This window comes from Claveliimonas bilis (assembly GCF_020892095.1).
Lineage (GTDB): Bacteria > Bacillota > Clostridia > Lachnospirales > Lachnospiraceae > Claveliimonas > Claveliimonas bilis.
Map to the genome: position 1 here is coordinate 2,147,709 of NZ_AP024845.1, position 15,988 is coordinate 2,163,696.

The 15,988-nt window shown below is 48.1% G+C and carries 13 protein-coding genes; all 13 read left to right on the top strand.

The window, feature by feature from the left end:
- The first annotated feature begins 124 nt into the window (after positions 1-124).
- The 13 genes from EUBC25_RS10490 to rsmB all read left to right on the top strand — a co-directional run bounded on the left by EUBC25_RS10490 (position 125) and on the right by rsmB (position 15,986).
- Positions 125-1,420: a DNA polymerase Y family protein gene (locus tag EUBC25_RS10490; protein ID WP_230105434.1), complete on the top strand. Its 1,296-nt coding sequence runs from the start codon at positions 125-127 to the stop codon at positions 1,418-1,420.
- A complete protein-coding gene (locus EUBC25_RS10495; RefSeq protein WP_230107593.1) occupies positions 1,401-2,276 on the top strand; it encodes a YitT family protein in 876 nt (291 codons plus the stop codon). Before EUBC25_RS10490 ends, EUBC25_RS10495 begins: the two co-directional genes overlap by 20 nt.
- 67 nt (positions 2,277-2,343) lie before the next feature.
- Positions 2,344-3,813: a UbiD family decarboxylase gene (locus EUBC25_RS10500; protein WP_230105435.1), complete on the top strand. Its 1,470-nt coding sequence runs from the start codon at positions 2,344-2,346 to the stop codon at positions 3,811-3,813.
- Positions 3,788-4,384, top strand: a complete 597-nt coding sequence (locus EUBC25_RS10505) for a UbiX family flavin prenyltransferase (protein ID WP_255682324.1) — start codon at positions 3,788-3,790, stop codon at positions 4,382-4,384. Before EUBC25_RS10500 ends, EUBC25_RS10505 begins: the two co-directional genes overlap by 26 nt.
- Before the next feature lie 111 nt (positions 4,385-4,495).
- Positions 4,496-5,707 carry a carboxylate--amine ligase gene (locus tag EUBC25_RS10510; RefSeq protein ID WP_230105436.1) on the top strand — a complete coding sequence of 404 codons (1,212 nt, stop codon included), beginning with the start codon at positions 4,496-4,498 and terminating at the stop codon, positions 5,705-5,707.
- Between the two features lie 11 nt (positions 5,708-5,718).
- Positions 5,719-6,435 carry a cysteate racemase gene (gene cuyB, locus EUBC25_RS10515; protein WP_230105437.1) on the top strand — a complete coding sequence of 239 codons (717 nt, stop codon included), beginning with the start codon at positions 5,719-5,721 and terminating at the stop codon, positions 6,433-6,435.
- 27 nt (positions 6,436-6,462) lie between these two features.
- Positions 6,463-7,986: a Mur ligase family protein gene (locus EUBC25_RS10520; protein ID WP_230105438.1), complete on the top strand. Its 1,524-nt coding sequence runs from the start codon at positions 6,463-6,465 to the stop codon at positions 7,984-7,986.
- Positions 7,987-8,106: 120 nt separating this feature from the next.
- A complete protein-coding gene (locus EUBC25_RS10525; protein ID WP_311135878.1) occupies positions 8,107-9,651 on the top strand; it encodes a UDP-N-acetylmuramoyl-L-alanyl-D-glutamate--2,6-diaminopimelate ligase in 1,545 nt (514 codons plus the stop codon).
- A 38-nt stretch (positions 9,652-9,689) separates the two neighbouring features.
- The gene (gene priA / locus EUBC25_RS10530) at positions 9,690-11,918 is read left to right on the top strand and encodes a replication restart helicase PriA (RefSeq protein WP_230105439.1); all 2,229 of its coding nucleotides are present in this window, start codon (positions 9,690-9,692) and stop codon (positions 11,916-11,918) included.
- Positions 11,919-12,062: 144 nt separating this feature from the next.
- On the top strand, positions 12,063-12,536 hold the full coding sequence (gene def, locus EUBC25_RS10535; protein WP_230105440.1) for a peptide deformylase: 474 nt from the start codon (positions 12,063-12,065) through the stop codon (positions 12,534-12,536).
- Positions 12,537-13,466: a methionyl-tRNA formyltransferase gene (gene fmt / locus EUBC25_RS10540; protein WP_230105441.1), complete on the top strand. Its 930-nt coding sequence runs from the start codon at positions 12,537-12,539 to the stop codon at positions 13,464-13,466.
- Between the two features lie 472 nt (positions 13,467-13,938).
- A complete protein-coding gene (locus EUBC25_RS10545) occupies positions 13,939-14,643 on the top strand; it encodes a zinc metallopeptidase (protein WP_230105442.1) in 705 nt (234 codons plus the stop codon).
- 26 nt (positions 14,644-14,669) lie between these two features.
- Positions 14,670-15,986, top strand: coding sequence for a 16S rRNA (cytosine(967)-C(5))-methyltransferase RsmB (rsmB, locus tag EUBC25_RS10550; RefSeq protein WP_230105443.1), 1,317 nt, complete (start codon positions 14,670-14,672; stop codon positions 15,984-15,986).
- The last annotated feature ends 2 nt before the right edge of the window (positions 15,987-15,988 follow it).

Genomic DNA, 15,988 nt, shown 5'->3' on the forward strand with positions numbered 1-15,988 from the left:
AGAAAACAGCGCCGGTGTGCAGGGAAGATTACGCAGTCAGCAGCGTAGTTACCCCTTGTACACCGGCGCTGATATGTTACAATAGACATATTCTTGGTCAGTATTAGCAGAAAGGAGAAGGAGCATGTCACGGACAATCTTCCATATTGATGTAAATTCCGCCTACCTTAGCTGGACAGCAGTGGAACAGCTGAAGAATGGAGCGAAAACAGATATCAGGACCATTCCGGCTATTATCGGCGGGAATCAGGAATCCAGACATGGTGTGGTGCTGGCGAAATCGATTCCGGCCAAGAAATATGGGATCCGGACCGGTGAGCCTGTGGCAAACGCCTTAAGGAAATGCCCGGATATCCATATAGAGCCGCCGGATCATGAGCTTTACCGGGCCTACAGCAGAAAGCTGATGGATTTTCTTCATACCTATACGCCGGATATTGAACAGGTCAGTGTGGATGAATGTTACCTCGACTACACAGGCATTGCCCATCAGTTCTATTCTCCCGTATCTGCAGCTCTGGAAATCAAAGAGAAAATATATAAGAAATTCGGATTTACCGTAAACATCGGCATTTCTTCTAATAAAGTTCTGGCTAAAATGGCGTCGGATTTTGAAAAACCGGGCAAGGTGCATACGCTGTTCCCGGAAGAGATCCGTGTAAAAATGTGGCCTTTGCCTGTCAGAGAGCTATACATGGCCGGAGGTTCCAGCGTGGAGACTTTGAAAAAACTCGGTATCCATACCATTGGGGAACTGGCATGCGCTGATCCGGCGATCCTGGAGCTTCATCTGAAAAGCCACGGAAGAATGCTGTGGAATTTTGCCAATGGGCGGGACGACACGCCTGTGGTATCAGAGAAGGTGGAGGCAAAGGGGATCGGCAATTCCGTGACGCTTCCCAAAGATGCCGTCACCAGAGAGGAGGCGAAGCAGGTGCTCCTGAAGCTTGCGGAAAGTGTAGGGGGAAGGCTTCGCAAAGCCGGACAGAAGGCGGGAATGTTAAGCGTGGAGATCAAGTATTCCACATTTGCCACCTGCTCCCATCAAAGGCAGCTTTTCCGTGTTACCAGTAGTGATACGGAAATTTACCAGGAGGCTGTGCAGCTTTTTGATGAATTGTGGAACGGTCAGCCCATCCGGCTGCTGGGAATAAGAAGTTCCAAACTTGTGGGAGAGGATGAACCGCAGCAGCTGAGTATTTTTGATATTCAGATACCGGAAAAACCTCTGCAAAAAGTGCAGAAAGAAAAAGAAAAGGTTGCTTTCGCCGCGCAGCAGTCCATAAAACAGGAAAAACTTGCCAAAGCTCTGGATGAGATCCGGGGAAAGTATGGAGAAAATGCAGTGACAAGAGGTAGTTTTCTAAAAAATAACAGGGAAGGAAAAAGAAATGGAGAGCATGAAGACAGAGAAGATTAAATGGAAAGAAATCGGCACGGATATACTGGTTGACCTGGCGGCAGGAATGGCTCTTGCCATAGGAATTTACAATTTTGCCCTCAATGCCAACTTTCCGGTGGCGGGATTTTCCGGAGTGGCGATCATTTTGTATCATGTTTTCGGGATTCCTGTAGGAGCCGGAACGATCCTTCTGAATGTCCCGGTAGCTATTTTCTGTTACAAATATCTGGGGCGTATCTTTTTCCTGAAATCAGCCAAATCGATGATCATTTCTTCGCTGCTTATGGACTATGTGGCGCCGCTTCTTCCGGTCTATGAAGGCAGCAGGCTTCTGGCGGCACTTTGTATGGGCGTTCTGACCGGCATCGGCTATGCTCTGATCTTTATGCGGGGATCTTCCACGGGAGGGCAGGACTTTATCACTGTGGCTATCCGCAAAGCGCGTCCCCACATGACCTTGGGTATTATTACCTTTGTTTTGGATATGATCACCATTCTTCTGGGAAGCCTGATCGTGTTTAAAGAAGTGGATGGATTTATTTACGGTGTGATCGTGACCTATCTGATGGCAAGTGTGATGGACCGCATTATGTATGGAATTGATGAGGGAAAAATGACTCTGATCGTCACAGAAAAAGGAAGAGAGGTTGCTCAGAAGATCGATCAGTATTCCGGCAGAGGGTCTACTATTCTAAAAGGAACAGGAAGTTATTCCAGCAGGGAAAAGGATGTTGTCATGTGCGCCTGCAACAACAAGGAAATGTATACCATTAAGCGGATCGTCGGCCAGGTGGATCCGGAGGCGTTTACCATTATTATGGAATCCAATGAAGTAGTGGGAGAAGGATTTAAAGAAAATGAACAGCAGCCCTAGGTTTTCATATACAGCGATATGTGTTAGAATAAAAAGAAGTGTTTGGTTTGTTTAAGGAGGAAGAAAAATGAAACCGATCAAAAGTTTTCGCGAGTATGTGGAAAAGCTGGAGGAAAGCGGTGAAATCGTAAAGATTTCAAAGGAAGTAGACTGGAATCTGGAAATGGGGGCAATTACAAGAAGAGCCTATGATCTTCCGGCTCCGGCGCCGCTGTTCGAGAATGTAAAAGGATGTCAGAAAGGTTTCCGGGTGCTTGGGGCGCCTGTTGGGTTAAGCCCGGACAAAGAACATCCATTTAAAAGAGTGGCCCTCTCTCTTGGGCTGCCTGTAGATACACCGGCGCCAAAACTTGTGGAGGAATGGTCAAAAGTTCCGGATGTAACTCCGATCCCGCCCCGCACAGTGGAGGACGGCCCCTGTAAGCAGAATAAATTATTTGGGGAAGAGATTGACCTTACCAGGCTTCCGATCCCCTGGATTCATTATGGGGACGGAGGACGCTATATTAATACATATGGTATTTTTATTGCAAGAACGCCGGACGGCTCCTGGGTAAACTGGGCAATTTCCCGTGCAATGCTGGACGGCCCACAGACGATAGCAGGCGTTGTGATCCCGACACAGGATTTCGGAAAAATTTATGCTCAGTGGAAAGAAATCGGAGAGGAAATGCCTTTCGCTCTCTGTCTTGGCGTAGATCCTGCCATTGCCATGATCGCAGGCTATCCTCTTCCTTCCGGAATGAGCGAAGGAGAGATGATGGGCGGCTGGTACGGCGAGCCGGTTGACGTGGTGAAATGTGAGACAAACGACCTTCTTGTGCCGGCCTCTACAGAGATTGTCATTGAAGGATTTGCGTCCCTGGATGAGCTGGTTCCGGAAGGCCCCATGGGAGAGTACGGCGGATATGTCTGGACCGGACGGGGAAAAGAGGTTCCATGTTTTAAAGTGACAGCAATGACATACCGTGATGATCCCATCATGCCCCTTTGTGTGGCAGGCGTACCCACAGAGGAAAATCATACAAACTGGGGGATCAGTATCGCGGCAAGCATTCAGAATGTGCTGTCCAAACAGGATTTCCCAATCCGGGAATGCTTCATTCCGATGGAGTCGGCGGCACACTGGTTTGTTGTCAGCGTAGATAAAAACCGGGATACAAAAGATGACCAGAAACTGGCAGAGAATATTGGAAAAGCGGTATTTGCATCCAAAGGCGGCTCCTATGTTCCAAAGGTAATTGTTGTGGATGACGATATCGATCCCAGCAATCTGTCACAGCTTGTATGGGCCATTGCCACCCGTCACCATCCGGATACCCGGGTGACGATCCCGAATCAGTATATTTTCCCTCTGGTGGCATATTTAAGTGCTAAGGAGAAGGCGGATGCCGTCTCCACAAGGGTGATCTATAACTGTCTGACGCCGTTCCACAGCTGGCCAGAGGAGACAAGACCGGTGGAGGCGTCCTTCCGCGGATATCCGGAAGAACTGCAGAAAAAAGTGATGGATGAATGGAAAGAATATGGGTTCTGATATGAGAATGATCGTGGGAGTATCCGGCGCCACAGGAGTGGAGATGAGCTATTATCTGGTGCGGGCGCTTAAGGATATGGGAAACTGTGAAATACATTTGATTTTGAGCGAAGGCGCAAAGGTGACATGGGATCTGGAAAGCAGTGTGCCTCTGGAAGAGCTGACAGCGCTTGCGGATTTCATTTATGATGAAAAGGATCTGGCTGCCGCTGTATCCAGCGGTTCCTTTGTCACGGACGGTATGGTGATCCTGCCTTGCAGTATGAAAACGCTGGCAGGCATTTCAGTGGGGTATGCGGAGAATCTCCTTATAAGGGCGGCTGACGTCTGCCTGAAAGAAGGCAGGAAGGTTGTTCTTGTACCAAGGGAAATGCCTTTTGGAAAAATCCATATAGAAAACCTGAAGAAAGCGTCGGATCTGGGGTGCGTCATCGTGCCCCCGGTTCTGACATTTTATAATAATCCCCGCACACTGGAGGATCAGATCCACCATATTATAGGAAAAATCCTTCTGCAGTTTGGAATTTCCTATGAACATTTTGTGCCCTGGACGGGAGCGCCCAAAGAATAAAGGGCCATTACTTGACAAGCCGGGGTACCTAAGCGTTATAATCAGTTGGGACAAAATTCCTTTTGTCCTGACAGTGTGAATAAATGTATATAAGGAGAATTTCAGACAGTTATGGAATGCAAAGAAAGAGAGTTTATTCCCGTTCTTCTGGGAGGAGATATTAATACCTACAGTGTTGCAAGAGCATTTTATGAGCAGTACCAGGTGAAATCTTATGTATTTGGAAAATACCAGACCGGCCCCAGCTATCACAGCCAGATCACAGTGTACGAGGGAAATCCGAAAATTGATACGGATGATTATTTCCTTGAGCGTATCAACCGGTTTGCAAATGAGCATAAAGACAAAAAGATCCTGCTGATCGGCTGCGGAGACAGCTATGTGGCGCTGGCCAGCAGACATAAGAAAGAACTGGCTTCCAATGTGATCGCGCCTTATATTGACTTTGATCTGATGGACAGCCTGCAGCAGAAAGAACGTTTCTATCAGCTCTGTGAGAAACATGGAGTAGACTATCCGAAGACCATCATTTACAGGCCGGATATGGGGCTTGATTTCCCATGTGAATTTTCCTACCCGGTTATTGTAAAGCCATCCAACAGTATTGCTTATTGGGAACATCCGTTTCCGACGCAGAATAAGATCTATAAGCTGGATTCCAGAAAAGAGATGGAAGATGTGATCCGTCAGATCTATGAAGCAGGGTATGACGATGCGCTGATCATCCAGGATACGATACCCGGAAACGATGAATATATGAGAGTTCTCACTTCCTATTCTGACCGGAACGGAAAAGTAAAGATGATGTGCTTAGGCCATGTACTTTTAGAGGAGCATACTCCTCACGGCCTTGGAAACCATGCTGTCATTATTACAGAACCGAATAAAGAGCTGATGGGAAGAGTAAAGAATCTTCTGGAAGACCTGCACTATGTGGGATTTTCCAACTTTGATATTAAATATGATATGCGCGACGGCACATATCGCTTCTTTGAGATCAACACAAGGCAGGGCAGGAGCAACTACTATGTAACAGGCTCCGGGTTTAATGTGGCAAAATATTTTGTGGAGGATTACATTTATCACCGCGATCTTCCATATGAGGAGGCCACAGAGGAACATTTATGGATGACCGTTCCAAAGGGCGTGGCTTATAAACACATCAAAGACCCTGCAATGATCGCCAGAATGAAAAAGCTGGTAAAAGAAGGCAGGATGGTAAATCCGGTCTTTATGAGAGGGGACCTTCGTCCGATGCGCTTCCTTCGGATGCTCAAGACCCATTTGAAACAGTATTCCTATTTTAATAAATATTACAAATAAGGAAAGAATTTATGGAAGAAAGAAAAGAAAGAAAAATCCTGGGCGTAATTGGAGGCATGGGACCTGAGGCGACCAGTTATTATTATGAAAATGTGATTGCTCACACCAGGGCGGAAAAGGATCAGGATCATATTAACATGGTGATCTTAAGCCATGCGTCCATTCCCGACCGTACGGAATCCATTATATCCGGCGACAGCGCCCATCTGATCCGGATCCTGACAGAGGATGCCCGTACGCTGGAAAAGCTGGGGGCGGCAAATATTGCTATCCCCTGCAATACGTCCCATTATTATTATGAGCAGATCCAAAAAGCGGTGTCTGTTCCGGTGATCAACATGGTGCGTGAGAGCGTGGCTTATGCAGTGGAAAAGATAGCTGATGTAAAGAGAATCGGTATTATGGCGACGGATGGAACTATTAATTCCCGGATTTACCATAAAGAATGCAGGAAGCTTGGTATTACTCCGGTAAAACCCTCTCCTGAGCGTCAGAGGGATGTGATGTCTCTTATTTATGACGATATCAAGAGCGGAAAAAAAGGGGACCGCGCCAAATTTGACCGTGTATTAAGCGAATTTATGAGAAAGGGATGTGACGCAGTCATACTGGCCTGTACAGAACTGTCTGTCTTTAAGGGAAAGCATGAGATTCCCACACTCTGTCTGGATGCGATGGATGTGCTGGTGAGAGAATCCATTATACGATCAGGCGCCCAGTACCAGTAGAAAAGCGAACACTAAGGGAGATAAATCATGGCAAAAATGCAGTATCATACAATAGGGGAATATCAGGAGCTGCTGAGAAAAAGCGGGCTGCTCTTTGAGACAAAGACAGAAGGGAACTCTGACCAGGTTATCCGTATCCTGACTTACAATTCCAAAGAAGCAGGGGAAGATACGCTGTTCATCTGTAAGGGCGCGGCTTTCAAGCCGGCTTACCTGCGGGAAGCAGTGGAAAAAGGGGCGGTATGCTATATCAGTGAAAAGGCTTTTGAGCTTGAGAAAGATATTCCCTATATTCTTGTAACAGACATTCGGAAGGCAATGGCGATTCTGGCAAATTTCTTTTACCAGGAGCCATGGAAAGAACTGGTTGTCACCGGGATCGGAGGAACAAAAGGAAAATCTACATCAGCATATTATATGAAGGCTGTCGTGGATGATTATATGGAGGCACAAGGGAAAAAGGAAAGTGCCGTTATCTCTTCCATTGATATTTACGACGGGGTGACAAAAGTAGAATCCCATATTACAACGCCGGAGGCTATGGAGCTGCAGCAGCATTTGAGAAATGCGCTGGACAGCCAGATTACCTATGCGGAAATGGAGGTATCCTCACAGGCGCTGAAATATCACCGTGTAGATGGCATGCGTTTTGATGTGGGAATCTTTCTGAATATATCAGAAGACCATATCAGCCCCATTGAACATGAGGATTTTGAAGATTATTTCTCATCTAAAATGCTGATGTTTGCACAGACAGACACAGCGGTAGTGAACCTGGATGCAGATCATATAGAACGTATACTGGAGGAAGCCAAAGCAGCGAAAGCGTGTGTGACTTTCAGCCTGAAGAATCCGGAGGCTGATTATTACGGCTACAACATCAGAAAAGACGGACATGAGACAACCTTTTCCGTAAAGAGTAAAGACTTTGATGAGGAATTTGTCCTTACCATGCCGGGACTTTTCAATGTGGAAAACGCCCTTGGAGTGATCGCGGCGGCATCGGCTCTTCAGATTCCAAGAGAATATATCCACAGCGGGCTGAAGCGGGCAAGATCCAGTGGAAGAATGGAGCTGTATGCAAGCAAGGATAAGAATGTCATTGCCATTGTGGATTATGCTCACAATAAGCTGAGTTTTGAAAAGCTTTTTTCTTCCATGAAGGAAGAATATCCGGATTACGGGATCGTGTCTATTTTCGGATGCCCCGGAAAGAAAGCCTATATCCGGAGGAGAGATCTGGGAACGGTAGCCGGACAGTATGCCCGGAAGGTATACCTGACAGCAGAGGATCCGGGATATGAGCCGGTGGAGGATATATCGAAAGATATCGCGCAGTATGTGGAAGCCCAGAACTGTCCGTATGAGATGATCGAGGACCGGGGAGAAGCGATCCGCTCTGCCATTGAAAGCGCGGAAGGAAAAACTCTTCTTCTTATTACTGGAAAGGGAAAAGAGACGAGACAGAAGTATGGCAGCGAGTATGTAGACTGTCCTTCTGATGTGGATTATGTAAAGAAATATCTTGCCGAGTACGACCAGAGACAGTAAAACGAAACAGACAGCGGGCGGGGGAGAAACACTCCTGGCCTGCTGTTTTTTGCATTTCCGGTTACTATTCACAGCCGTTTCAGACCTGCGAGTAGTAACCATTTCCAGAGACCGCGGAATTTGGCGGACGAAAAAGAGTTGACGCTCCGGAAAGATTGTGTGACAATGATAGAAAAGACCTACAGGCCGGTGATAAAAATGCGGCTTTCCAGTTTGCTTGCACGAGTCAGATACAGGGTGATCCAGGGAACGACAGACAGAGAGGTAAAAAGCATAACCAATGATACAAAGGCAGTACAAAAAGATGATGTCTATATATGTATCGAAGGATATGAACAGGACGGCCACCGCTTTGCGTGGGAAGCATCAGAGCGGGGAGCGGCTGCTGTGGTGGTTTCAAAGATGGTTGTGTGTCCCGAAGATGTGACGGTCATTCAGGTGGCAGATCCAAGATGTGTGATGGCTGAAATGTCGGCTGCTTCTTTTGGATATCCGGCCGAAAAACTGGATATTATCGGAGTGACAGGAACCAAGGGAAAGACCACAACAGCCTGGATGATACGGGAAATTTTAAGAAAAGCAGGAAGGCGTCCGGGACTTATAGGAACTATAGAGACAGACACCGGGCTTCGCCGTTTTCCCAGTATCCACACCACGCCGGAGTCCTGCGATCTGCAGCGATTCCTGAAAGAGATGACAGATGCCGGATGTGATACAGCTGTCATGGAAGTCTCCTCACAGGCCCTGAAGCTGCAGCGGACGTCAGGCGTTTTTTTTAAATACGGAGTGTTTACCAATTTGGGCCGGGACCACATCGGCCCCGGAGAACATGCAGATATGGAGGAATATCTGCAGTGCAAACATCTGCTCTTTCTTCAGTGTGAAACGGGAGTGGGAAATGCAGATGATCCGGCATGGGAAGAAGTGACAGATCGGTGCAGATGCCGGAAAGTTACATTTGGAATGAAAGAAGGAGCCGATTACAGGGCAATCGGTTCTAAAAGCAGCGTGCGCGGCGGCCGGCCGGGCATGTGTTTTATTTTGGAAGGACGAAGCGGTGAGATCTTCCTTCCGCTTCCGGGACAGTTTAATGTACAGAATGCTCTGGCAGCTTCCGCTGCTTTGCTGGATTACGGCATTCCCATGGAAACGGTGGCGTCAGCTATGAGAGAACTTTATGTTCCGGGACGGATGGAGCAGATTCCCTCTCCGGAAGGATGCAGCATTTTTCTGGATTACGCACACAATGCCATGAGCCTTTCGGAGGCCCTTGGGACGCTGAGAAAATATGCTCCCGGAAGACTGGTAGTTGTCTTTGGCTGCGGAGGAGGAAGATCAAAAGAGAGAAGATATGAGATGGGGGAGACAGCCGGGCGCCTGGCGGATCACACCATCATTACAAGTGATAATCCCCGCTGGGAAAATCCGGAGGATATTATTGCAGATATTGTGTCAGGAATCCGCAGAACGAAAGGGGATTACACTGTAATTCAAGACCGGCGTCAGGCAGTCCATTATGCTTTGAAAACAAGACATTACGGAGATATCATTTTAATTGCGGGAAAAGGACACGAGACTTATCAGGAAATCTGTGGGATCCGTTACCCCATGGATGACCGGGAGCTGATCAGCAGATGCATGGCAGAAGATCCCCTCTCTTTATAAGGACATATGCGTTCATAGAGAGGGAAAGGGAGAACAGTATGTACGCAGATATTATCATAGACATTACACATGAAAAACTGGATAAAATCTTTCAATACAGGATTCCGGATAAACTGAAAGAGGACCTGCGCATCGGGATGGAAGTAGTCGTTCCTTTCGGGAAGGGAAATAAGGAGACAAAAGGTTATGTTGTCAGCTTTTCAGAGAAGCCGGGGTATGATCCGGAAAAAATGAAGGAAATCCTGTGTGTGGCAAAAGAAAGCATGGCAATTGAGGCAAAACTGGTAGCGCTTGCCGCCTGGATGAAAGAGACATATGGAGGAACCATGATCCAGTCTCTTAAGACAGTGCTTCCTATTAAGAAAAAAGAAAAAATACGGCAAAAACGGACCCTTCTCCTTGTCTCTGACAGGGAGGAGGCCCAAAAGAAGCTGGATTGGTATCTGGAAAAAAATCAGAAAGCCAGGGCCAGGCTGCTTGCCGCCCTTCTTGACAGCCCCCGGCTTGAGTATGATTTTGCCATCAAAAAACTGAACCTTAGCGCCACAGTTGTAAAGGCGCTGGAAGAGCAGGGAATCCTGAAAACAGAGGTATCCCAGGTGTACCGAAGTCCTGTGGCTGCAAGGAAGCAGAGTCGGAGAGAGATCTGCTATACGAAGGAGCAGGAGATGGCAATCCGGCGCTTCCGGGAGGATTATGACAGGGGAGAGCGCGGAACTTATCTGGTGCACGGAGTCACGGGAAGCGGAAAGACGGAGGTGTATATGGCTATGATCCAGAAAGCAGTGGAAAAGGGAAAACAGGCCATTGTCCTTATTCCGGAGATTGCTCTGACCTATCAGACGGTCATGCGTTTTCAGAGAGTATTCGGGGAAAGAGTTTCCATTTTAAACTCCCGCATGTCAGCAGGGGAGCGGTATGATCAGATGGAGCTGGCGCGGACAGGACAGATCGATGTCATGATCGGGCCTCGTTCCGCCCTGTTTACCCTTTTCCCTGATCTGGGTCTGATCATCATTGATGAGGAGCACGAGCCAAGTTACAAAAGTGAGCAGGTTCCCCGGTATCATGCAAGGGAGACAGCGATTTACCGGGCAAAACTGGAAGGCGCCAGCGTGGTCCTTGGCTCCGCTACGCCATCATTGGAAGCATATTACCGCTGCCGGAAGGGAGAGTATGTGCTGCTGGAGCTGAAAAGCAGGGTGCGGGAAGGGAATCTCCCTCACGTATGGATTGCTGATATGAGGGAAGAACTGAAAAAAGGAAACCGTTCTATTTTCAGTGATCAGTTAAGAGAATTGATACAGGATCGGCTGGAAAAGAAACAGCAGACTATGCTTTTTATTAATCGAAGGGGATACGCAGGCTTTATTTCCTGCCGTTCCTGCGGTCATGTGGTAAAATGTCCTCACTGCGATGTGTCCTTATCCGTACACCGGGGCGGCAGAATGGTCTGCCATTACTGCGGCTATGAGGAGAAAGCAGTCACTGCCTGTCCGGTCTGCGGTTCTGTTCACATTGGAGGCTTCCGGGCGGGAACACAGCAGATAGAAGAGATGGCAGCCCGGGAATTTCCGGGCGCAAGAATCCTCCGCATGGATGCGGATACCACAAGAAACAAGGATGGGCACGAAAAGATCCTGGAGGCATTTGCAGACGGCGGAGCAGATATTCTTGTGGGAACACAGATGATCGTAAAAGGTCATGATTTTCCCGGTGTTACTCTTGTGGGGATCCTGGCGGCAGATATGTCTCTTTACAGCGATGATTACCGCGCCGGCGAGCGGACATTTCAGCTCCTTACCCAGGCGGCGGGACGAGCCGGCAGAGGCAGGGAAGAAGGAGAAGTGGTAATCCAGACATACAGCCCGGAGCACTACAGCATTCAGACGGCGGCCCGGCAGGATTACTGCGCTTTTTATGAAGAGGAAATGAGTTACAGGGAGATGATGGGGTATCCCCCTGCAGCGGAGCTTCTGGCCATTTTGATGACAGGGCCGGATGAGACAAAACTGATCCTTGCTGCAGAATATCTGAAAGGATTTGCCGAGCGTCTCGGGGCGGCAGGTCAGCTTGCGGTTATCGGTCCCGCCAGTCCCTATGTGGGGAAGGTGAACGATGTTTATCGCAGGATACTCTATCTAAAAAGCGATAAATATGATATGCTGATAAAGGCCAAAGATAAGCTGGAACAGTATATAGAGATCAATACAGGATTTAAAGATATGCGCATTCAGTTTGACTTTAATCCCATGAATCTGTTTTAAGCAGGAATATTTCATCAGAAAAGTTTCATCAGGAATGCACGGGAAAGTTTCGGTGAAGAGACTGCCTGGACAAATGGGACGGGATAAAAATAAGTCTCCAAAAAAGGAGATATAACACATATAGAAAAAAGGAGAAAAACAGATATGGCAATTAGAAAAATAAGAGAAATCGGAGATGAAGTTTTGACCAAACCATGCAAAGAAGTGACAAAGATGACACTTCGGACAAAAATACTGATCGATGACATGCTGGATACTATGTATGAAGCAATGGGGGTAGGACTTGCAGCGCCGCAGGTGGGGATTCTAAAAAGGATCGTAGTGATCGATGTGGGAGAAGGACCGATTGTTCTGATTAATCCGCAGATTGTGGAGACAGATGGGGAACAGACCGGAGAAGAAGGCTGCTTAAGCGTACCGGGAAAATCCGGACTTGTTACAAGACCGGACTATGTGAAGGTAAAAGCTCTGGATGAGGACATGAAAGAAATAGAGCTGGAAGGAAACGGGCTTCTTGCAAGAGCTTTCTGCCATGAGATCGATCATCTGGATGGAAAGATGTATGTAGATCTGGTGGAAGGCGAGCTTCATGATACCGAATATAAGGAGGAAGAATAAATGAAGGTTATCTTTATGGGGACACCGGAGTTTTCTGTAGGAACGCTGGAAGCGCTGGCAGATGCCGGACATGAGATCGTGCTTGCGGTGACGCAGCCGGATAAACCCAGGGGAAGAGGAAAAGAAATGCAGTATCCGCCGGTGAAAGAGGCAGCTCTGAAAAGAGGGATTCCTGTGTTTCAGCCGATGAAAGTCCGGGAACCGGAATGTATGGAAGAATTAGCTCGTTATCAGGCTGATGTGATGGTTGTGGTCGCTTTTGGACAGATCCTCCCGGCAAAGATCCTTCAGATGGCTCCTTACGGCTGTGTTAATGTTCATGCCTCCCTTCTTCCGAAATACCGCGGAGCAGCGCCGATCCAGTGGGCTGTTATAGAAGGGGAAAAAGTGTCCGGAGTGACGACCATGCAGATGGATGAAGGGCTGGATACAGGGGATATGCTTTTGAAAAAAGAGATTCCTCTTGAGGCGGACGAGACAGGAGGAAGTCTCCATGATAAACTGGCAGCGGCAGGGGCAGCGCTCTGTGTGGAAACACTGCAAAAACTGGAAGAGGGAACTCTAAAACCTGAAAAGCAGGGAGAAAGTCCGACTGCCTATGCCCGTATGCTGAATAAAGAGATGGGAAGGATCGACTGGACACAGGAAGCAGTGCAGATTGAAAGACTGATCCGGGGATTAAATCCCTGGCCCAGCGCTTACACGTTCTGGGATGAAAAGACTATGAAGATCTGGAGAGCGGAAGTGTCATCGGAAAATACGGATCAAGTGCCCGGTACTGTGACAGAAGTAGGAAAAGATTTCTTTGCAGTTCAGACGAAAGAAGGCCAGCTGAAAATAAAGGAACTTCAGATCCCGGGAAAGAAAAGGATGGATGCAGGCGCTTTTCTCCGGGGCTATAAGGTGGAAGAAGGATACAGGCTGGGGTAGATGCGGGGAGCAGCAACTACGCCATGCAGCTCGGATTCGCAGCATACGCTGCTTTACCGCTGCTTACGCAGCTAAATCCTCGCTTACGGCTAAACGCGGTGGTGCGACGGGGAGCAGTAATTCCGCCATGCAGCTCGGATTCGCAGCATACGCTGCTTTACCGCTGCTTACGCAGCTAAATCCTCGCTTACGGCTAAACGCGGTGGTGCGACAGGGAGCAGCAATTCCGCCATGCAGCTCGGATTCGCAGCATACGCTGCTTTACCGCTGCTTACGCAGCTAAATCCTCGCTTACGGCTAAACGCCGTATGCCCGTTGAGAACAATTCCCCTTTTTGCAAGCGAGCTTGCACAGGGTTATTGTCCTCAACAGGCGCATGGCTGAATAGTTATTAAAAAATATTAAATTTATGTGAAAAACAGGCTGACAGCCTGTTTTTCGTATATAATACTCCAATAGGAGGCTGATAACTATGTATTATCCAATGTTTTATTTTGATCCGACATATATGCTTGTGATCGTGGGAGTCATTATTTGTCTTTTGGCTTCTGCGAAAATGCGCTCTACGTTTCAGAAGTACGCGAGAGTGCGCAGTCATTCCGGCATGACCGGCAGGGAGGCTGCAGAGGAAGTGCTTCGCCGGGCAGGTATTTATGATGTCCGGGTGGAACGGGTAGCCGGAAATCTGACCGATCACTATGATCCGAGAACCAAGGTGCTCCGTCTGTCTGATGCGACATACGGATCCAATTCTATTGCGGCGGTTGGTGTGGCGGCGCATGAATGCGGTCATGCCATTCAGCATGCGCAGGGATATGTACCTTTGAAGATCAGAGGTTCTCTGGTGCCGGTGGCGAATCTGGGAAGCACGCTGGCATGGCCTTTGATTTTGCTGGGGCTTCTCTTTACAGGAGAATCTTCTGTTATGTTTCTGAACCTGGGAGTTCTGGCCTTTTCTCTGGCGGTTCTGTTCCATATCGTGACGCTGCCGGTGGAATTTAATGCGTCTAACAGAGCAATCCGCATACTGGGAAGTTCCGGGATCATGTATCCGGAAGAAGTGAAAGATACGAAAAAAGTGCTGAGCGCAGCGGCGCTGACTTATGTGGCCGGAGCAGCGGCAGCTATCCTGCAGCTTTTGCGTATTGTACTGCTGACAGGCAGAAGAAGAGATTAAGGAAGAGAAAAAGAGGGGGAGAGCATATGGCATCCGTAAATATAAGAGAACTTGTGCTGGAAACGCTGCTTCTGATCAACAGGGACGGCGAATACAGCCATATTGCACTTGGACAGGTGCTGGGGAAATACCAGTACCTGGACAAAAAAGACAGGGCGTTTCTGACGCGTACTGTAGAAGGAACACTGGAGAGAAGGATTGAAATCGACAGGATCATCAATCAGTTTTCCAGTGTTAAGATCAATAGAATGAAGCCGGTCATCCGGGAAATTATAAGGAGCGGTGTCTATCAGTTAAAGTATATGGACAGTGTTCCTGCTTCTGCTGTCTGCAATGAGGCGGTAAAACTGGCGGCAAAGAAAGGCTTTATCAATCTGAAAGGGTTTGTCAACGGCCTTCTTCGAAATATCAGCAGAAATCTGGATCATATTGAGTATCCCTCCAAAGAGGAGGAGCCGGTTCAATGGCTGTCTGCCATCTATTCCATGCCGGAATGGATCGTAAGAAAGTGGAGAAAAGAGTACGGAGAAGAAAAAACAGAACAGATCCTGAAGGCGTTTCTTACAGAACGGCCTACTTCGATCCGCTGCAGCTGCTCCAAGATTACTCCTAAGGAGCTGAAGAGCAGACTGGAAGAAGAAGGCGTGACAGTAAAGGAATATGGAGAGATCCCCGGAGCCTTTTTAATTTCCGGATATGATTATCTGGATGCCCTGGAAACATTCCGGGAAGGCTGCTTTCAGGTGCAGGACATCAGCTCCATGATGGTGGGAGAATGGGCGGATCCCAAAGAGGGAGATTATATTATTGACGTCTGCGCAGCTCCGGGAGGAAAGTCAGTCCATCTGGCGGATAAAATGAAGGGAACCGGTACAGTGGAGGCCCGCGATCTGACAGAATACAAAGTAAATCTCATCCGGGACAACATAGAACGCCTGGGGCTTTCCAATGTAGTGGCTGTTCAGCAGGATGTCCTGGAACTGGATGAAACTTCCCTGGAAAAGGCAGATATCGTTATTGCTGACCTTCCCTGCTCCGGACTTGGAGTGCTGGCAAAGAAAAGCGACCTGAAATATAAGATGACAGAACAGATGCAGAAGGAACTTGCCAAGCTGCAAAGAGACATACTGTCTGTTGTCCGCAGGTATGTAAAGCCGGGAGGCCGGCTGATCTATAGTACCTGCACCATAGACCGGGAAGAAAATGAGGAAAACGCCGCCTGGTTTGCAGATAAGTTTCCGGAATTTCATTTAGTAAAGCAGCAGCAGATGCTGCCGGAACAAGAGGCAGGCGACGGATTTTATATAGCGGAGTTTGAGAGGAAAAAGGCGGATTTGGAGTAAAG